19 protein-coding genes and 1 tRNA gene are annotated in these 18955 nt (G+C 37.8%); 2 read left to right on the top strand and 18 right to left on the bottom strand.

Annotated features, from left to right (window positions below):
* Positions 1-6: 6 nt before the first annotated feature.
* A complete protein-coding gene (locus ESZ47_RS00985; RefSeq protein WP_148603953.1) occupies positions 7-327 on the bottom strand; it encodes a DMT family transporter in 321 nt (106 codons plus the stop codon).
* A gap of 502 nt (positions 328-829) precedes the next feature.
* On the opposite strand from ESZ47_RS00985, the gene ESZ47_RS00980 reads away from it, so the two are divergent.
* Positions 830-1090, top strand: coding sequence for a SemiSWEET family transporter (locus ESZ47_RS00980; RefSeq protein ID WP_148603951.1), 261 nt, complete (start codon positions 830-832; stop codon positions 1088-1090).
* Positions 1091-2226: 1136 nt separating this feature from the next.
* On the opposite strand, the gene ESZ47_RS00975 is transcribed toward ESZ47_RS00980, so the two are convergent.
* The 4 genes from ESZ47_RS00975 to ESZ47_RS00960 all read right to left on the bottom strand — a co-directional run bounded on the left by ESZ47_RS00975 (position 2227) and on the right by ESZ47_RS00960 (position 5315).
* Positions 2227-2315 (bottom strand) — tRNA-Ser (locus ESZ47_RS00975).
* 38 nt (positions 2316-2353) lie between these two features.
* A complete protein-coding gene (typA, locus tag ESZ47_RS00970; protein ID WP_148603949.1) occupies positions 2354-4195 on the bottom strand; it encodes a translational GTPase TypA in 1842 nt (613 codons plus the stop codon).
* Positions 4196-4257: 62 nt separating this feature from the next.
* Entirely contained in the window at positions 4258-5046 is a 789-nt protein-coding gene (locus ESZ47_RS00965) for an inositol monophosphatase family protein (RefSeq protein WP_148603947.1), read from the bottom strand.
* Complete coding sequence (locus ESZ47_RS00960) at positions 5043-5315, bottom strand: UPF0223 family protein (RefSeq protein WP_148603945.1); 273 nt, start codon at positions 5313-5315, stop codon at positions 5043-5045. Before ESZ47_RS00960 ends, ESZ47_RS00965 begins: the two co-directional genes overlap by 4 nt.
* Positions 5316-5370: 55 nt before the next feature.
* Here ESZ47_RS00960 and def point away from each other — a divergent pair, with 55 nt between their 5' ends.
* On the top strand, positions 5371-5946 hold the full coding sequence (gene def / locus ESZ47_RS00955; RefSeq protein WP_148603943.1) for a peptide deformylase: 576 nt from the start codon (positions 5371-5373) through the stop codon (positions 5944-5946).
* Between the two features lie 47 nt (positions 5947-5993).
* On the opposite strand, the gene ESZ47_RS00950 is transcribed toward def, so the two are convergent.
* From ESZ47_RS00950 to nusA, 13 genes are all read right to left on the bottom strand, one after another.
* Positions 5994-6893 (bottom strand): DnaJ C-terminal domain-containing protein, encoded by a 900-nt coding sequence (locus tag ESZ47_RS00950; RefSeq protein WP_148603941.1) that lies wholly within the window; start codon positions 6891-6893, stop codon positions 5994-5996.
* A gap of 66 nt (positions 6894-6959) precedes the next feature.
* Complete coding sequence (gene dnaK, locus ESZ47_RS00945; protein ID WP_148603939.1) at positions 6960-8807, bottom strand: molecular chaperone DnaK; 1848 nt, start codon at positions 8805-8807, stop codon at positions 6960-6962.
* Between the two features lie 87 nt (positions 8808-8894).
* Complete coding sequence (gene grpE / locus ESZ47_RS00940) at positions 8895-9464, bottom strand: nucleotide exchange factor GrpE (RefSeq protein ID WP_148603937.1); 570 nt, start codon at positions 9462-9464, stop codon at positions 8895-8897.
* A 16-nt stretch (positions 9465-9480) separates the two neighbouring features.
* Positions 9481-10506, bottom strand: a complete 1026-nt coding sequence (hrcA, locus tag ESZ47_RS00935) for a heat-inducible transcriptional repressor HrcA (protein ID WP_148603935.1) — start codon at positions 10504-10506, stop codon at positions 9481-9483.
* A 116-nt stretch (positions 10507-10622) separates the two neighbouring features.
* Positions 10623-11564, bottom strand: a complete 942-nt coding sequence (ribF, locus tag ESZ47_RS00930) for a riboflavin biosynthesis protein RibF (protein WP_148603934.1) — start codon at positions 11562-11564, stop codon at positions 10623-10625.
* Positions 11565-11566: 2 nt separating this feature from the next.
* On the bottom strand, positions 11567-12475 hold the full coding sequence (gene truB, locus ESZ47_RS00925; protein WP_148603932.1) for a tRNA pseudouridine(55) synthase TruB: 909 nt from the start codon (positions 12473-12475) through the stop codon (positions 11567-11569).
* Complete coding sequence (locus tag ESZ47_RS00920) at positions 12453-12992, bottom strand: PTS sugar transporter subunit IIA (protein ID WP_148603930.1); 540 nt, start codon at positions 12990-12992, stop codon at positions 12453-12455. The genes truB and ESZ47_RS00920 overlap by 23 nt, the downstream gene beginning before the upstream one ends.
* A gap of 2 nt (positions 12993-12994) precedes the next feature.
* A complete protein-coding gene (locus ESZ47_RS00915) occupies positions 12995-14170 on the bottom strand; it encodes an aminotransferase class I/II-fold pyridoxal phosphate-dependent enzyme (RefSeq protein WP_148603928.1) in 1176 nt (391 codons plus the stop codon).
* Positions 14171-14264: 94 nt separating this feature from the next.
* Positions 14265-14618: a 30S ribosome-binding factor RbfA gene (rbfA, locus tag ESZ47_RS00910; protein WP_148603926.1), complete on the bottom strand. Its 354-nt coding sequence runs from the start codon at positions 14616-14618 to the stop codon at positions 14265-14267.
* Positions 14619-14691: 73 nt separating this feature from the next.
* Positions 14692-17190 (bottom strand): translation initiation factor IF-2, encoded by a 2499-nt coding sequence (gene infB, locus ESZ47_RS00905; RefSeq protein WP_148603924.1) that lies wholly within the window; start codon positions 17188-17190, stop codon positions 14692-14694.
* On the bottom strand, positions 17191-17511 hold the full coding sequence (locus tag ESZ47_RS00900) for a L7Ae/L30e/S12e/Gadd45 family ribosomal protein (RefSeq protein ID WP_148603922.1): 321 nt from the start codon (positions 17509-17511) through the stop codon (positions 17191-17193).
* Complete coding sequence (rnpM, locus tag ESZ47_RS00895; protein WP_148603921.1) at positions 17501-17797, bottom strand: RNase P modulator RnpM; 297 nt, start codon at positions 17795-17797, stop codon at positions 17501-17503. Before rnpM ends, ESZ47_RS00900 begins: the two co-directional genes overlap by 11 nt.
* Before the next feature lie 55 nt (positions 17798-17852).
* Positions 17853-18950 carry a transcription termination factor NusA gene (gene nusA / locus ESZ47_RS00890; RefSeq protein ID WP_148603919.1) on the bottom strand — a complete coding sequence of 366 codons (1098 nt, stop codon included), beginning with the start codon at positions 18948-18950 and terminating at the stop codon, positions 17853-17855.
* Positions 18951-18955 lie beyond the last annotated feature (5 nt).

The raw sequence follows: 18955 nt of genomic DNA, 5'->3' as shown, positions 1-18955 counted from the left end.
CTACTCCTATTCACCCGCTGTAATCTTTATACCAATAATTGCGATAATTAGCAAGACCACAAAGAACCATGTAGCATTTGAAAATTTATCATGAAAAAGAGCAACACCAACGATAACTGACCCGACAGCACCAATTCCAGTCCATATCGGATAAGCTAAGCTAAATGATAAATGCTTTACAGCTTGCAAAAGACAAAGCATACTTGTGATTAAACCTACCACGGTGATAATTGCCCATCCAATTTTTGAAAATCCATTGCTAAGCTTCATAGCTGTAGACCATACGATTTCAGAAATTCCAGCAAATAATAAATAAACCCAAGACATCCTTATCCTCCAAAATAAAAAATGCACTTCATACCTTGTTCAATCCACAGGTATCTCGACACACAATTGTTAATAATTATCAGTGTAACACATAACGTATTTTATTTTGTTACATATCTTCAAGATAAAAGCAACTTGCTTTCAAGTAACTAGACATAAAATCGTTACATCTTGTCATGATTATGCTCAATCGTTAGCTATATGTGCATTTTTGACTGGCTACTATCTTCTAATTAAGACAATAAACAAAACTGATTTCAATTGAAAAAATCCATTCCATTATCATGATATTTTTTTGAGCCCTATCTTAATCTACACCGTAACATATTATCACACTCACTGAAAAGAGCAAGCGTTTACAATAAAATTTTATCTTTTTAGGTATCAGAAATTAGTTACAAAACCAATAAAATATTTTAAATTTATACTCGAATATAACAACGTTGTGATTTATTTCACTTTGGTGTATTATTGAACTGCATAATAGAAAGGGAGAAACATCATGCAAGAAACAAAATTTATAACATATTTGAGCTGGATTGCAACCGTTATGGCTGTTTTAATGTATGTATCGTATATTCCTCAAATAGCTGATAACTTAGCCGGTTCTAAGGCTAATCCACTGCAACCATTAGTGGCAGCCATCAACTGTACATTATGGGTTGTTTATGCCTTAAAAAAGAAGCATCGTGATATTCCCGTTGCATTAGCTAATTTCCCAGGTATTATATTCGGTTTAATAGCCTTTATAACTGCACTATAGATTTAAATTCACTTTAATTGTGATCTCATTAACATTATTCACAACTTATTTCAATTAAAACACAAATATAATGATTTTCACATTCAACAATAAAAGACACTCAACTAGATTATCTGGTTGGGTGTCTAACACTTTGATTATAAAATTGTTTTTTTAAACTTCTTCATAATGTAGGCCATATCAAATATCATTAATAATAGTGTAGTATCAGTTATGTAAGCTTTTGCGCTTAATTTGGTAGGACACTCTTTTTTCTTGATTCACTGCCTTTTTAGAAATTAATTGAGATAAATTTGAATCATTACTGTTAGGATAATATCTGACTTCAAAGGAATTTTTGTCTAATAAAGACAGAAATCACCCTATCAGGAGTTCGCTGATTACCAGCACCATCTTGATATTTAATTGTAATCTATAGCATTTTTGCATGCGTAATTTAATCCCTAGTTCATGCACTAATTTGAGTGTCATAGACTCAGAAATTTTAGGCCGTTAATCATTTTGCTATACGCAACAATACGGCACTTAAATGATTACCAAATGCTGAGAACATAAGGTTTTAGTACTTATCGACGTAAAGATTGTCAACTTATCTGCCAATGGTGCCAACCATAATAGACATTAGATTTGATTTTAAGCGCACTTAAAATACGCCCTTATGCTAAAATTTGATTAATTAGCGGTAATCCCACGTCACAGATTATTTTTTGGCTAGTAAGATGTCCTCTCGCTTTAAAATTTCATTTTTTTCCAAAATAGTAATAGAATCTTTCAGTATCCAAATTACTCAGCTAATGATTTAAGTGAACACCTTTTTGGTGAAGTTTAACCAGTAAATCTTTAAAACCCTATGAAATAACGAATTGACATAAAAATACTCCTATACTTTAATTTTACGGACTGAATAAGGATAGTCTATTTTTTTAGTATAAAAGCAAAAGCATTTGAAGACAAAAACCTAGAAAAATACTTGTATCACAACATACTTACAATTTAAGATCAGAAAACAACAAACAATTCCAAGATGGCCCTACTGTGCAGTTTTTTAACGTTGCATTAATAAGTTGTGAAAATAAAAAAAACGTTGATATAACAACGTTTTTGTACATATAAGAACATGAGATAACGCATAAGAAAGGAGCTAGCGGGATTTGAACCCGCACACCGCGAAATGCGGCTCGACGGATTTCGAGTCCGTTGCAGTACCAGATTGTGCCATAGCTCCATGACTAAGAATCTGAGTAGATTCTTAATAATTTAAAATTAATTTGTTGATGCCTTACGACGCTTGGCAGCCTTTTCACGTTCAGCTGTGTTCAAAATAGCCTTACGAATACGAACGTTTTCAGGAGTTACTTCAACATATTCGTCATCATTCAAGAATTCTAATGAAGCTTCCAAATTCATGACACGTGGTGTCTTAATTGATGCAGTTTGATCCTTATTTGAAGAACGAACGTTTGATTGTGGCTTCAACTTAGTAACATTGACAGAAATATCATTGTCACGAGCATTCATTCCAACAATCATACCTTCATAAACTTCAAACCCAGCACCAACAAACATTTGCCCACGATCTTCAACGCCCATGATAGCATAGTTTGAAGTTGTTCCTTGGTTAATAGAAACCAAAGCACCATTACGACGTCCTGGTTCCCAGTTGCGAACAACTGGACGGTATTCAGCATACGTATGATTAAAGATACCATATCCACGTGTAGCTGACATAAATTCAGTTGAGTAACCAATTAAGCCACGTGAAGGTGCCATATAAGTCAAACGTGTTTGTCCGTTACCAACAGACTCCATGTTGACCATTTCACCCTTACGTTGATTCAATGAATCAATAACTGTTGATGAATATTCATCAGGCGTATCGATTTGAACAGATTCGTATGGCTCTGATTGAACACCATCAATTTCACGGTAAATAACTTGTGGACGTGAAGCTTGCAATTCAAAGCCTTCACGACGCATAGTTTCAATCAAAATTGACAAATGCAATTCACCACGACCAGACACTGACCAAGCACCAGCTTGTCCAATATCTTCAACACGCAATGACACATCAGTATGCAATTCACGACGCAAACGATCTTCAATTTGACGCGCAGTAACAAACTTACCTTCTTTACCTGCAAATGGACTATCATTTTGACGGAATGTCATTTGCAAAGTAGGTTCGTCGATACGTAGAATTGGTAATGCATCTGGATGTGCTGGATCTGCCACTGTTTCACCAACTGAAATATCTTCCATTCCAGAAACTGCAATCAAATCACCAGCTTTAGCTTCTTGAATATCTACTTGATCTAAGCCAATGAAACCTGCAAGTTTCGTGACACGGAAACTTTGCGTTGAACCATCTAGCTTCAACACTTCAACATTATCACCAATCTTAATAGTACCACGCTTAACACGACCAATACCAATACGACCAACGAAATCATTATAATCCAACATTGCAACTTGGAATTGTAATGGTTCATCTGAATTATCCACTGGTGAAGGAATTGTATCAAAGACAGCATCAAAAATTGGCTTCATTGTATGCTCTTGATCGTCAACATTTGATGACAATGAAGACGTTCCGTTCATTGCTGAAGCAAAAATAACTGGGAAGTCCAAATCTTCTTCATCAGCACCCAATTCAATAAACAAATCCAACACTTCATCAACAACTTCATCAGGACGTGCACCAGGACGGTCCACTTTGTTAACAATAACGATAGGTGTCAAATGTTGTTCGAAAGCTTTCTTCAACACAAAACGAGTTTGTGGCATTGTACCTTCAAAGGCATCAACAACCAATAAAACACCATCAACCATACCCATGATACGTTCAACTTCACCACCGAAGTCCGCGTGTCCTGGTGTATCCAAGATGTTAATTTGCTTGTCTCCAACCTTAACGGCTGTGTTTTTTGACAAGATAGTGATACCACGTTCTTTTTCAATATCGTTCGTATCCATTGCACGATCACCCAATTCTTTGCGTGAATCCAATGTGTCCGATTGCTTCAAAAGTTCGTTAACCAGCGTCGTCTTACCGTGATCGACGTGGGCAATGATAGCGATGTTACGAATATCTTCGCGATTTGCCAATTTTCTAGTACTCCTTTAATTTAAATGTTGCTCACATACAAAAGCTAGGGAATCATTGTTCCCTAGCTTCTATGCAACGCCAAAATATCGCGATGCGCTCGATTCGTAGCAACTAATACTATGTTAGATGATAACATATCTAACGGCTTTCCGTCAATATCTGAAACGATTAATCCTAATGTTTTTGCCAAAACTAACCCAGCGGCAAAATCCCACGACATCATTTTAGAAGAATAACCAACCGCTTGTCCACGTAGTACACGGATAAACGATGGCCCTGCTGCACCAATCACGCGATATCCCAAAGCATTTTTAGCAATTTTATCATAACCAAACATGCCATAAAGTAAACGTGCCCCACTTAGCAAAACAATGCCTTCATTTAAGGCATCGTCAAGCGGTGGACGTAAACGTAATTGATTAGCAAACACCCCCATTTGTGGACCACCATGATAAACAATGTTATTTACCACGTCCATAATCCAACCGAGAACTGGTTGATTATCGATATAAAGCGCAATCATAATTGCAAAATCATCATGTTCTTTATAAAAATTCATGGTACCATCAATTGGATCCACAAACCAAACATGTCCAGTCATGGCAATCGGTTTGTCACCATACCCCTCTTCACTAATAATATGTGCCTTGGGGTCAAATTTACGAATGTTGGCATTAATCATTTGTTCATTCGTTTTGTCAACATTTGTAACTAAGTCACGAGCATCATGCTTTGTACTAACATCTAGCCGACTGTTCATAGCAGCCATTGTTGACTTTTGTAACTCATCAAGCCATCCTAAAACAGTTTGATCAATTTCTTGAATTTCAAAAGGACTTAACGTACTCATAGGCGAACTCTATCTTTCGTTGAAGTCGTTACTAGTTTCATAGTTCTATAAATACTGTACCCTGTCTGGCGCTCAAAATCTTTGTCAAATCTCTTCTGTTCACTTTTAGCAGGTATAATTTTTTGATAGGCATTGTAATTACATAATATCTCTTCGCGGACAACGCCCTCTTCATATACTTGTAAAATAGTGTTAATAAAAGTTGATACAGTAATAATTTCTTTTGTAGTCCAATCACCGTCAATCGGTAATGTATAATTTTCATTCATAATTCTATTTTAACATGTTATAACGTTTGATATACTAGTTAACGAGGTAAAAAAAATGACAATCAGATTTACTATGGATAAAATTGTACGAGATGGGGATCCTGTTTTACGTAAAATAGCTACTCCTGTCCACTTCCCTTTGAATGATGAACATGCTCAACTTGCCAAAGATATGATGACATATTTAGTCATATCACAAGATGACCAACAAAATGAAAAATATGGATTACGTCCAGGAGTAGGATTAGCTGCTCCACAAGTTGGATATTCTTTGAATATGTCGTCTATTTTAATACCATCTCTTGATCCAGAAACATCAGATGAGCCTTATTTCCAAGGGACTATTTTCAATCCTATCATTATATCAGAATCTGTTAGGCGTGGTGCTTTAAACGTTGGTGAAGGATGCCTATCAGTTGATGAAGACGTACCTGGGTTTGTACCCCGAGCTTATAAAATAACGGTGCGCTATCAAAACGAGAACGGTGATACCAAAACCATCAAATTGCATGACTACCCAGCTATAGTTTTTCAACATGAAATAGATCACTTACATGGGCACTTGTACTATGATCACATTAACGTTAAATCACCATGGGAAGTAGATGAAGATACAAAATATATCGATTGATTTTCTGAAATAAAAAGGCTTACAGAAATTATCTGCAAGCCTTTTTATTATAGCTTATCGAAGAAACTCTTCTTCTTTGTTGCTGTACCATCAGTTGCTTCTTTGAAAGCCTCTAATGCCTTTTTCTGATCCTTATTTAAGCGCGTTGGTACTTCAACTGTAACAATAACAAATTGATCCCCGTGGCCATTTCCTCGTAAACGTGGTGCCCCTTTGCCACTCAAGCGGAAGCGTTTACCAGTTTGAGTACCAGCCGGAATTCTTAGTTTAATTTCGCCATGTACTGTCTTAACCTTAATTTCATCGCCCAAAGCAGCTGTCACAAAACTAATTTTTTGTTCCAAGTAAACATCAGCTCCATCACGTTCAAAACCATCTCTTGATGGTGAAACTTGGAATACCACAAACAAATCTCCACGTGGGCCACCATTAACACCACTTTCACCTTGGCCACTTAAGCGCATTTGTTGTCCTGTTTCAACACCAGCAGGAACGGTAACTTTTATTTCGTGTGGGCCATCTCCACGATTAAACTTAATAGTCGTTTCTTTTCCAAAAATAGCTTCTTCGAAAGTCAAATTTATGCGATATTGCAAGTCTTGTCCTTTACGTGGACGATTAGGGTCAAAACCACCACCAAACATTTGACTAAAAATATCACCCAAATCTGAAAAGTCATTAAATCCGCCCTGACCACCAAAACCACCTTGACCGCCGAAGCCACCTTGCGCACCGTTTGGACCAAACTGATCATACTGAGCTCGTTTTTGTTCGTCACCAAGTGTTTCAAAAGCCTCTTGAACTTCTTTATACTTCTCTTCAGCACCAGATTCATGGTTCAAATCTGGATGGTATTTTTTTGATAGCTTACGATAAGCCTTTTTTATTTCATCTTGACTAGCGTCTTTACCAACGCCGAGACGGTCATAATATTCAGTGTTATTCACGCGCCCGCTCCTTCTAATTTATGTACACAAACCGCACTCAATGAATGCGGTTTGTTTTAAGATATATTACTTCTTGTCATCCTTATTTGGATCAACTTCTTCAAAATCACCGTCAACTGTGTTATCATCGGCAGATTTTGCATCTCCTTCAGCTCCATCTTTTGGTGCTGCTTGTTGATACAACTTCATTGCTAATTCACCAGCTACCTTAGTTAATTCTTCTGACTTAGCCTTCAAATCTGTCAAATCAGCATCATCAGCTGCGGCATCTTCCTTAGCTTTTTTCAAAGCTTCCAAAGCGTCTTGTGTTGGCTTCTTTTCATCGTCACCCAACTTGTCGCCAACCTCTTCCAAAGTCTTTTCAGTTTGGAAAATCAATTGATCAGCTTCGTTGCGTGTATCAACAGCCTCTTTCTTCTTAGCATCAGCCTCTTCGTTTGCCTTGGCATCGTTCATCATCTTTTCAATTTCTTCGTCTGACAAACCACCAGCAGCTTGGATTGTAATCTTTTGTTCCTTCTGTGTTCCTAAGTCCTTAGCAGAAACATTAACAATACCGTTACGGTCAATGTCAAATGTCACTTCAATTTGAGGAACACCACGTGGTGCGGCTGGAATATCTGCTAATTGGAAACGACCCAATGTCTTGTTGTCGGCAGCCATTGAACGTTCACCTTGCAAAACATGGATATCAACAGCTGGTTGATTATCAGCTGCTGTTGAGAATACTTGTGACTTTGAAGTTGGGATTGTTGTATTGCGTTCAATCAACTTAGTGAACACACCACCCATTGTCTCAATACCCAATGACAATGGTGTAACATCAAGCAAAACAACATCCTTAACATCACCGGTAATGACACCACCTTGAACTGCAGCGCCCAAAGCAACAGCTTCATCAGGGTTAATTGAGTGGTTAGGTTCCTTCCCTGTCATCTTCTTAACAGATTCTTGTACGGCTGGAATACGAGTTGAACCACCGTTCAAGATAACCTCATCGATGTCAGAGAATGACAATCCAGCATCCTTCAAAGCGTTCAAAACAGGTTGTTCAGCTTTCTTAACCAAATCAGCTGTTAATTCGTTAAACTTCGCACGTGTCAATGATGTCTGCAAGTGCAATGGGCCGTTATCACCTGAAGCAATAAATGGCAAATCAATTTGAGCTTCGTTTGCAGATGACAAAGTCTTCTTAGCAGATTCTGCGGCATCCTTCAAACGTTGCAAAGCCAATTTGTCATCCTTTAAGTCAACACCATTTTCTGACTTAAATTGCCCTGCCAAATAGTCAATAACTTTGTTATCAAAGTCATCACCACCAAGATGAGTATCACCGTTGGTTGACAAAACTTCAAACACACCATCTCCTAATTCAAGAATTGACACATCGAATGTTCCACCACCCAAGTCATAGACAAGAATTTTTTCATCCTTATCCAACTTGTCCAAACCATAGGCCAACGCAGCTGCTGTTGGTTCGTTAATGATACGTTCTACTTCCAAACCAGCAATCTTACCAGCATCCTTAGTAGCTTGACGCTGTGCATCATTAAAGTATGCAGGAACTGTGATAACAGCCTTTTCAACCTTTTCACCTAAGTAATCTTCAGCATAACCCTTAATATATTGTAAAATCATTGCTGAAATTTCTTGTGGTGTGTAATCTTTACCATTGGCATTAACTTTATAACCAGCTTCACCCATGTGAGACTTGATTGAAATAATCGTGTCCGGATTTGTAATTGCTTGACGCTTGGCCACGTCGCCGACTTGGCTTTCCCCATTCTTAAATGAAACAACTGAAGGTGTTGTACGACCACCATCTGGGTTTGTAATAATCTTTGGTTCGCCACCTTCAAGGACGGCAACAGCTGAATTTGTTGTTCCTAAATCAATACCAATAATTTTTGACATAAGTATATTCTTCCTTTACTTTTAAAATCATTTTCAACTTTTTAAGGTGTAGTATCTAATCGATTGAATCACCATATAGTGCAACATTTACTTAGCAACTGCAACCATTGCAGGCCTAATAACACGATCTTGCAAAACATAACCCTTCTGTAAGACTTGCGCAATTTGATCAGAATCAACGTCAGTCGAATCAACACTTTGAATTGCTTGATGCTTTGTCGGATCAAAGGCCTCACCAACTTCACCAGTTGAAGTAATGCCATTATCAATTAAAGCTTGCGTCAATGTCTTGAGTGTCATTTCGACACCAGTCTTTATCTGTTTTGCAACTTCATCATTAGCTTCAACTTGCAGTGCTCTTTCCAAATTATCTACAGCAGGTAATACAGCACTGGCCAACTTTTGACCATCATACTTTCGAATATTTTGCATCTCTCGTGCATTACGTTGCTGAATATTCTGTATTTCCGCTTGTGAACGTAACAACTTTTCCTCGAGGTTGTTAACCTGTTCAACTAACGCATTATTTTTTTCTTGCTCTAAATCACTATCTGCTTGTAAATTATCTGCTTCAGATTCGATTTCTTCCGTCAACTTCTCGTCAACTTCCTCAGAAATGTCTTTATCTTCTACAATTTCTTCATTTTTCTCTGTCACAGGTGTGACCTCCTAGTTATGTATATTCAATCATTTTGCGACTTAAGGCTTCAGCAAATGCATCTGTTAACAAAACATTAGTGCTATAAGCCATTGGAATTGGCCCAAGTAATGCTATAATTCCATTGCCTTGGTTAGGCATTACAAACCCACGAGAGACTAAACTGAAATCAGACAATAACGGTTCACCAATTTCACGTCCCAATCTAATACGCACATTTTCGGTTGGTGAAACAATATGTCTTACATCTTCGGCACTCGTTAAAAACTCCAACAGTGGTTTAACATTAGCGATATCCGTTTGTTTACTAAAATCCAAGACATTTAATCTACCACCAATATGAACCGTATCACCGCTTGAACGAGCTAACACATCGCCAAACAATTGTAAGAAAGCAGCTGGTGTTTTAATCATGCGACTCATTTGCGTTGGCAATTCATCAGACTGCATCATTCGAAGCACATCATTTACCGGACGTCCAACCATCTGACTATTGATATACGTCACCATACTTTCCAATGACTCAGCAGCCATTTCGTTTGGCAACTTGAAGGTTTGACTTGTTACCTTACCATCATTCGTAACTAATACGGCAATTAGCTGATGACCTTCAAGTGGCACAAGTCGAAAACCAGAGACTCGAATATCATTTCGTTTTGGTTTTAATATCAAAACTGTGTAGCCAGTCAAATTTGATAACGTTCTAGCTGTTTCATCAAATAGATCATCAATTTCATGGAAATTACCACGGAATGACTGAATAACAGCTTGCACATCGCGCTGTGTTGCATGACGAGTAACCATCAAATGATTTAAGTAGTAACGATAACCTTCGTATGAAGGTACTCGACCAGCAGATGTATGTAATTTTTTAATCAAATCATCTGCTTCTAATGCAGCCATTTCATTTCGAATAGTAGCGGAACTAATTTTAATATCTAAGTGTTCCTGTAATCTCTTCGATCCAACTGCATGCTCACGTTGTGTATACTCGTAAATAATGGCGGTTAAGATTAACTTTTGTCGTTCTGTCAGCGCCATATTGATCACTCCTTTTAGCACTCGTTATATATAACTGCTAACAAGTATTATAATACACTATTTAGAAAATAATGCAAGTGTTTTAGCACTCTTTTTATTCGAGTGCCAAAAAATTATTATTTGTCATTAAAATAGCGATGCGTATCTTCAGCATCTAGTTTCAACTGATTGATTAGTGATTGCACGCCGTTAAACTTCACTTCACCACGTAGATAGTGGTACCATTCTACTTGCACAGCCTCACCATATATTTCTTCTTTAAAATCTAAAATATTAATTTCAACAGTTATTGGACGTGCTTCACCAAAAGTAACATTGCGACCAATGCTTGCCATTCCCAGATACCATTGATTGTTAATTTGTATTTTTACCGCATAGATACCTATTCCTGGGAGCCATTCATTTTCTGGAGTCTGAATATTGGCTGTTGGGTAACCTAATTCTCGTCCACGTGCTTCACCATGAACCACTGTACCAGTTGTTGCATGTGGGTGCCCAAGCTGTTTGGTAACCATATCAACGTTACCATTATCTAAGTATTTACGAATAGTTGATGATGAAATTTTTTGATTCAAATCATCAAGTTCAGGTACTGTAATAACACCGAAACGTTCCTTAGCATAAACCAACAAGTGTGACATGTCACTATTCGTACCATTTGCACCATATAAATGATCAAAGCCCGCTACTACCGTCAACGGATTTAAATGCATTAATACTTCATCCACAAATGATTGTCCCTTTAGTTTTGAAAGTTTTGAGGTAAAACGCATCACATAAACTTTATCAACACCCAAGCGAGACATAATAGATACTTTTTGTTCCAATGGTGTTAAATAGCGTAAAGGTTGATTTAGTTTTTGAAATGCCACAATAGGATGTGGGTCATAAGTTAAAACAGCCAAAGGTACACCACGCTTTTCAGCCTCCTGCTTAGCACGAGCTAAAACAGCTTGATGACCAAGATGTACACCGTCAAAAAAGCCCATTGCAACAACTTGTTGAACCGGCTTTTTAAAATTTACTATGGGATAATGTAAACGAATTAATTCTGTCATAATTATTGGTTATCAAACACATAACGTGAACGCCAAACACGCCCATCTTCGTCATATTGATAAACTGCTTTCAATTTATTTTGATAATAAAGCTGTAGGTACTGATTACTTGGTGACCAATTAGAAATTTTTTGACCGTTTTTTACAGCAAACCATTCGTCTTCATTCAATTCTTTAATTGGCCAATCTAATACTTCTTTTATTGGAATCACTTTAGCCACAACATCATTATGTTCAAGCCGCATTAACTCATCTAGATGTAAAGATTCTTCAATTTTAAACCCACTACCCATAACTCGCGTTAATTTCGTCATAGTCGCTGGAATACCAATAGCTTGCCCAGTATCTACAGCTAGCGTACGAATATAGGTTCCTTTAGAAACTTTTGCTTCAAAGTCAAATTTTTGTAAACCATTTGCAAAAAGAATATTCGAAGTTCGTCTAAAACTATGAATCATTGCCTCGCGAATTGGCCGCTCGACTATTTCACCATTTCGAGCATATTCATATAAACGTTTTCCGTTAACCTTAACTGCTGAATACATGGGTGGTTTCTGTTTAATTGGGCCATTCAACTGCTGTATTGCATTATCTATTTTTTCACTAGAAAATGGAATATCTATACTAAGTTCTTCAATAACTTGACCGTCTAAATCTTCCGTCTCTGTTGCAAATCCAAGTGTGATTTCACCAATATAACTTTTAGGACGCGTCTGTAGTTCATCAATTAATTTTGTTGCTTTACCTAGAGCAACTACCAATACACCATCAACATTAGGATCAAGCGTTCCAGCATGACCCACCTTTTTTTGACCAACTAAACGACGCACTTTGGCCACAATATCAAAAGAAGTCATTCCCTTTGGTTTGTTAATAACTAATAGACCATCAATCATTTGATTCATCACCATTGTGCAGTTCCTTAACTTGCCAAATATTTTGTCCTGCGTAGACTGACCCATAACGGATAATTGGTAATGTTTTATTTTCCCAAACAACATAAACACTTAACGCTTCATGATCAGCAAATAAAATTTTTTGATTCATAGTACCAACTACGTCACCAGCGTGCAACTGTTGACCAATACCATAACGAGCTAATCTTACAACAGTCGATGCACCCACAACTGTCATAATTACCGTCTGTTCTGATATATCTGTTAACTTGAGATAGTCACTAGTTGATTCCGTAACAATACCTGAAACTGGCACCATCAAATTCCCACCGTGCGGTACAAACATAACACCACTTTTTGATTTAAAAGAATCATCGTGGCTGCTTTTTATTTCTTTTAATTCTCCAGTCACTGGTGCCACTAAAACAGGCGCATTATCACTATTTGCTATTTTGATTGCGTTAAGTTGACCCGTACTTTTCAATTGTGATAATTTTTTTTTCGAACCAAAAAGTAGTTTCCAGAAATTCATCTTTAGCTACGTACCTTTTCAATATATTTTTTCATTCGCTTCATACCCTCTTCTAAGTCTTCATCTGCAGCTGCGTATGAAATACGAATATATGCTTGTGCCGCGTCGCTAAAAGCAGAACCAGGAATAACAGCCACCTTACCCTCTTTTGCTAATTGCAAGGCAAAGTCATCACCATCCGTACCTAAGTCAGCAGGTAGCTTGGCAAATAAATAGAATGCACCCTCTGGTTCAACCACTTCAAATCCAAGTGCTTTTAATTGTAGTAATACTTTATCACGGCGTTTACGATAAGCGTTGCGCATATTAATTGGTGTATCATAAACATCACGCAATGCAACAATTGCTGCATCTTGAACAAATGTTTGTACTGCAAAAACTAACGTTCCGTGTGTTTTTTGCATTTGTTCAATGACATCAGCCTGTCCTAAGATGAAACCTATACGATAACCAGTCATCGCATGCGATTTTGATAATCCATTAATGTATACTGTACGCTCTGGTATGTACTCTGCAAAAGATACGTGTTCTTGCTCATATGTTAGGACAGAATATATTTCATCAGAAATCACCCATAAATTATGGTTTGCGAAAGTTTCAGATAACGCAATTATCTCTTCACGTGAGTAAGTTACACCAGTTGGGTTAGTTGGATAATTCATCAAAATAGCCTTAACTGGTACTGTTGCGTCTGCAATAGCCTGTTCAACCATTTCAGGTGTCAATTTGAAATGGTTTGGTGTTGTGTCAATCGACAAGCGTACACCATGTGCTAAATCAAGAGATGAGAAATACGGACCATAGGCAGGCTCAGGAACAAGCAAGCCATCGTTTTCATTGAGCAAGGTCTGAAAAACAACATTAATAGCTTCACTAACACCTTGTGTCACAATAACATTTTCTGGGCCAGCATAGTTTAAATGATAGTTTTCATTAAAATACTTTACAGCGGTAGCTCTTAATGCTGTTTCTCCTTGACTTTCAGCATAATGTGAACGATTATTAGAAACTGCATCAATAGCGGCTTTCTTAATACGCTCGTCCACTGCAAAACCAGGTTCGCCAAATGTTAGTCTTAAAATATCTGGAATATCACGAACTTTTAATTGAAAATTCAACAATTTATCAGGCGCCATATTCAACACTATGTCATTGAATGATTGGGTTGGATTAGTCATATAAAATCTCATTTTCTTAATTTTAATTGTATAAAACTATTTTAACACAAAAAGCGCTCATCCTAATGGCGAGCGCCTAATATTTCATATTTTATTAATTTTCAGTGTGCAGTTTACGAATCAAATCTTCAATATGATTTCCATATTGAACAGACTGATCACGAACAAACTTTAATTCTGGTGTCTTGTAGACTGTTAAGCGTGAACCTAATTCTTTACGAATCAGTCCACTAGCAGCTTCCAATCCAGTTTGAGTCTTTTTAGCTTCACTTGCTAAATCAGATAAAATAGAATAATAAATTGTTGCTATCTGCAAGTCACCAGATAATTCAACACTTGTTACTGTAACATCTTTTACACGCGGATCATTAATACGCTTAAGTAGTAAATCAGTAACATCACGTTGCACTTCTTGAGCGAGACGACCTGCACGTTGTGGATTAACCATAACTACTATGCCTTCGCTTTCTTTATTTACTAAAAGATCACAACTACCACAAAAATTTTACAGCAATTGCACTTTATTTGGGTTTAACTTCTTCCATTACATAAGCTTCAACAATATCACCAGCCTGCACATCGTTGAACTTAGCCACTGTAAATCCAAATTCAAACCCCATCTTCACTTCGCTAACTGCATCTTTACCACGTTGCAATGAACCAACTTCACCGTCGAAAACCACAACGTTATTACGCATAACACGAACTTTAGAATCTTTGGTAATCTTACCTTCTTCAACCATAGCACCAGCAATTGTGCCAACCTTAGAGAACTTGAATAATTCTTTAACTTCAACTTTTCCAATAACTTTTTCTTCGTACACTGGTTCAAGTTGACCCTTCATAGCTGCTTCAACATCATCAATTGCATTATAAATGACATTATAGAAACGAATGTCAACTTTATCAGAATCTGATTGTGATTTAGCCAAAGGTGTAGGACGAACATTAAATCCAATAATGATTGCTCCTGAAGCCTCAGCTAATGTGACATCAGATTCATTAATTGCACCAACCGCAGTATGAATGATATCTACACGAACACCATCAACTTCGATTTTCTTTAGTGAGCCTGAAAGTGCCTCAACTGAGCCTTGAACATCAGCTTTAACAATAACCGGTACTGTTTTCATAGCTTTTTCAGCCATTGTATTAAACAACGTATCCAAGGTAACAACTGATCCTGAGTTACGTACTGCTTCTTGAGCACGCTTTGCTCGCTCTTCACCAGCAGCACGAGCCGTCTTTTCATCAGCCATAACGATGAAGCGATCACCTGCCTGCGGTACGCCATTCAAACCAGTAATTTGAACCGGTGTTGCAGGCAAAGCCTCTGCTAATTCAACTCCACGTTCGTTAGTCATCGTACGCACACGACCATAGGTATTCCCAACAACAATTGGATCACCAACATGCATCGTACCTTGTTGAACAAGTACAGTAGAAACTGGTCCACGCCCTTTGTCCAAACGTGCTTCAATAACTGAGCCACGAGCTGGCATATCAGGATTTGCTTTTAATTCTAGCACTTCAGCTTGCAACAAAATCATTTCAAGTAATTCATCAACATTTTGTCCAAACTTAGCTGAAATTTTAACAAAGATAGTGTCGCCACCATATTCTTCCGGAACTAAATCGTATGCCATCAACTGATTCATGACATCATCAGGGTTGGCACCAGGCTTATCAATCTTATTGACTGCAACAATGATTGGTGTCCCTGCGGCTTTAGCATGGTTAATAGCTTCAATTGTTTGTGGCATAACACCGTCATCTGCTGCTACAACCAGAATTGTCAAATCAGTTACGTTGGCTCCACGTGCACGCATTTCTGTAAAGGCCGCATGCCCTGGTGTATCCAAAAATGTGATTAATTTATCATTGATACGTGTTTGGTAAGCGCCAATGTGTTGTGTGATACCACCAGCTTCACCATCAGTAACGTGAGAATTACGTAAGTAATCCAACAACGTTGTTTTACCATGATCAACGTGTCCCATAATCGTTACAACTGGTGGACGAGAAACTAACTTACTTTCATCAATATTTTCATCATCGAAGAACTTATCAATATCAGCAACATCTTCTTCTTCTTTGGCTTGGGCTTCAATACCATAATCTGCAGCAAGAATCTCAATCGTATCTTCATCCAAACTTTGATTTTGATTGGTTACGATTCCGAGCAAAAACAGTTTCTTAATAATTTCTGCAGTATCACGATGCAACAACTTTGATAGGTCTTGCACGTTCATACCGATACGATATTCTAATACTGCTGGTAATGGCTGTTCCTTACGTACTGTCGCTGGTGTCGATGGTTGATGCTTTGCAGCAATACGACGTGATTTTTTAGAGCCACGTGGTCTATCGTTACGACGTGGTGTTTGTTGCCCTGTACCATTTGTATTACGTTTACGTGAATTATTACGAGCAGAATTATTTCCTGAAGCTAAGGCGCCACCAAATTTACCAGCCCCTGCAGTTGCAGCTGTAGCTGGTTTAGTGGTTGCAGTTTCTTTCTTGGCTGCTGGCTTAACTGCCGCAGGCTTTTTAGGTTTCTTGGCTTCTGCAGACGCCTGACGCTTTTTTTCGTTTTCATTCACATACTGCTTCAAACTGTTATCAGGTTTCGCAGAATAATCAACTTGCCCTTCACGTGGCTTTGTTGACCAATTTTTCTTTTCACGAATCATTGGCCGTCCTTCAGCAGGTGCAACGCGTGAACCGGGACGATTGTTGCGATTTGCACTATTATTTGAACGATTTTGACTACCACCAGATGTATTTGTACGGTTCTGATTATTACGATTTTGCCCTTGTCCACTGTTATTTGAGCGATTTTGATTATTGTTGTTAGGACGTGATGGACGACTTGGACGTGAACCTCCTTGAGTCGGTGTTGTGCCATCTGCTAACTTTGCCGCATGACGACGTTGTGATGCAGGCAATTCCTTACGTTCTGGGACTGCCTGTTTTCGTGCAGGACGGTTTGAACCTGAGAATTTCTTTTCTTCTGTCATTTAGTTCCGCTCCTTTTCTGAAATTAATTGTTTAATTTTTCGACTAAAACCTTGGTCAGCAATTCCAAATACACTGCGATTAACACCAATAGCATCTGTTAATTGTTTCTTAGTATAGTCTTGTATCAATTTAACGTTATAGAAATTTGATTTATCGGAAAACTTTTTAGCTTGGCTTTGACCGCCATCTTTTGGAAAAAAAACTAGGGAAACTTTTTGCCCACGAATAGCGGATAAACTCGGATCAGTTCCAAGCACTAATTTTCCAGCTCGCATTGCCAAACCTAATAAATTTAATATTTGGTCATCTTTATTTATCACCAAACAACTCCCGACGCGCTTGTTGATGGTCCACGTAAGCAATAAGTTCATCATAAAACTCATCACTAACTTTTACATCAAACGCTTTATCAAAGATACGCTTATTCTTTGCCAATTCTGCATTTTTTACATCAAGGCTTATATACGCACCACGACCATTCGCTTTTCCTGACGGATCAAGCATTACATCGCCTTCTTTACTACGAACGACTCGAACGAGTTCTTTTTTAGGAAACATTTCACCCGTTACAATGTCTTTTCTCATTGGTATTTTACGAGGTTTCATATGTATTTAGTATAATTATAAACCAACTGAATTTATAATTATATTTCCTTTCAAATTATTCTTCGGTCTCGTCAGCCACCTTAGATGCTGATTTTTTGTCCAATATATCCGCTGCTTCACTTTCAGATTTAATGTCAATCTTAAATCCTGTTAAACGAGCTGCCAATCTAGCATTTTGACCTTTTTTACCAATGGCTAGGGATAATTGGTTATCCGGAACAATCACCGTTACAGCACGATCATTATCTGTATCAAAAATTACATCAGTCACTTCTGAGGGGTTCAAAGCATTAGCAATATATTGTGCTTCGTCTTCAACCCACTCTACGATATCCATATTTTCACCAGCAAGTTCGTTTACAACGCTCTGCACTCGACCACCACGTTGGCCAACCATGGCACCAACTGGATCCAAATCTGAATCATGGGTATAAACAGCAATTTTTGAACGATCACCAGCTTCACGCGCAATTGACATAATTTCAACTGTACCATCATAGACTTCAGGTACTTCTTGTTCAAATAAACGTTTTACTAAGTCTGCTGCTGTTCGCGATACGAATACTTGTGGTCCCTTAGCATTGTTTTCCACCTTGTTAACCAAGACCTTGATACGATCTCCCATATGATAACGTTCATTAGGCATTTGATCGTTAGGAGCCATGACAGCTTCTTGATTACCAGGCAAATTTACGTATAAGAAACGGGCATCTTGGCGGTCTACTTCCCCAGTTATAATTTCATCTTCATAATCAGAAAACTTATTATAAATAGCTTGTCGACCTGCTTCACGCATTTTTTGAACAATAACCTGTTTTGCTGCTTGTGCGGCCATACGCCCAAAATCTTTTGGTGTTACATCAAAACGGATTTCATCACCCGCTTCGTAAGCACGATTTAATGTCAATGCATCAGATAACGAAATTTCTGTTTCTTCATCTTCAAAATCATCATCTAAAACAACATTTTTTACTTGTTTAATACTAATATTACCTTTTTTATCGTCAAATTTTGCTTCAACGTTATCGGCTGTATTGTATTGCTTTTTATAAGCAGCTTTTAAGGCATCTTCAAGTGCTTCGACAACAACTAGACGATCAATTCCTCGTTCTGCCTCAAGAGCATTAAGTGCTTCCACTAATTCTTTACTCATTCGAT

The organism is Leuconostoc litchii, assembly GCF_008107645.1.
Lineage (GTDB): Bacteria > Bacillota > Bacilli > Lactobacillales > Lactobacillaceae > Leuconostoc > Leuconostoc litchii.
This window is presented reverse-complemented; position numbering and strand designations above follow the sequence as displayed.

Coding starts and splice junctions, on each gene's coding strand:
- ESZ47_RS00985 (WP_148603953.1), bottom strand. CDS start 327: ATGTCTTGGGTTTATTTATTATTTGCTGGAATTTCTGAAATCGTATGG.
- ESZ47_RS00980 (WP_148603951.1), top strand. CDS start 830: ATGCAAGAAACAAAATTTATAACATATTTGAGCTGGATTGCAACCGTT.
- ESZ47_RS00965 (WP_148603947.1), bottom strand. CDS start 5,046: ATGAGTACGTTAAGTCCTTTTGAAATTCAAGAAATTGATCAAACTGTT.
- ESZ47_RS00960 (WP_148603945.1), bottom strand. CDS start 5,315: ATGAATGAAAATTATACATTACCGATTGACGGTGATTGGACTACAAAA.
- def (WP_148603943.1), top strand. CDS start 5,371: ATGACAATCAGATTTACTATGGATAAAATTGTACGAGATGGGGATCCT.
- dnaK (WP_148603939.1), bottom strand. CDS start 8,807: ATGTCAAAAATTATTGGTATTGATTTAGGAACAACAAATTCAGCTGTT.
- hrcA (WP_148603935.1), bottom strand. CDS start 10,506: ATGGCGCTGACAGAACGACAAAAGTTAATCTTAACCGCCATTATTTAC.
- ribF (WP_148603934.1), bottom strand. CDS start 11,564: ATGACAGAATTAATTCGTTTACATTATCCCATAGTAAATTTTAAAAAG.
- truB (WP_148603932.1), bottom strand. CDS start 12,475: ATGGTGATGAATCAAATGATTGATGGTCTATTAGTTATTAACAAACCA.
- ESZ47_RS00920 (WP_148603930.1), bottom strand. CDS start 12,992: ATGAATTTCTGGAAACTACTTTTTGGTTCGAAAAAAAAATTATCACAA.
- ESZ47_RS00915 (WP_148603928.1), bottom strand. CDS start 14,170: ATGACTAATCCAACCCAATCATTCAATGACATAGTGTTGAATATGGCG.
- rbfA (WP_148603926.1), bottom strand. CDS start 14,618: ATGGTTAATCCACAACGTGCAGGTCGTCTCGCTCAAGAAGTGCAACGT.
- infB (WP_148603924.1), bottom strand. CDS start 17,190: ATGACAGAAGAAAAGAAATTCTCAGGTTCAAACCGTCCTGCACGAAAA.
- rnpM (WP_148603921.1), bottom strand. CDS start 17,797: ATGAAACCTCGTAAAATACCAATGAGAAAAGACATTGTAACGGGTGAA.
- nusA (WP_148603919.1), bottom strand. CDS start 18,950: ATGAGTAAAGAATTAGTGGAAGCACTTAATGCTCTTGAGGCAGAACGA.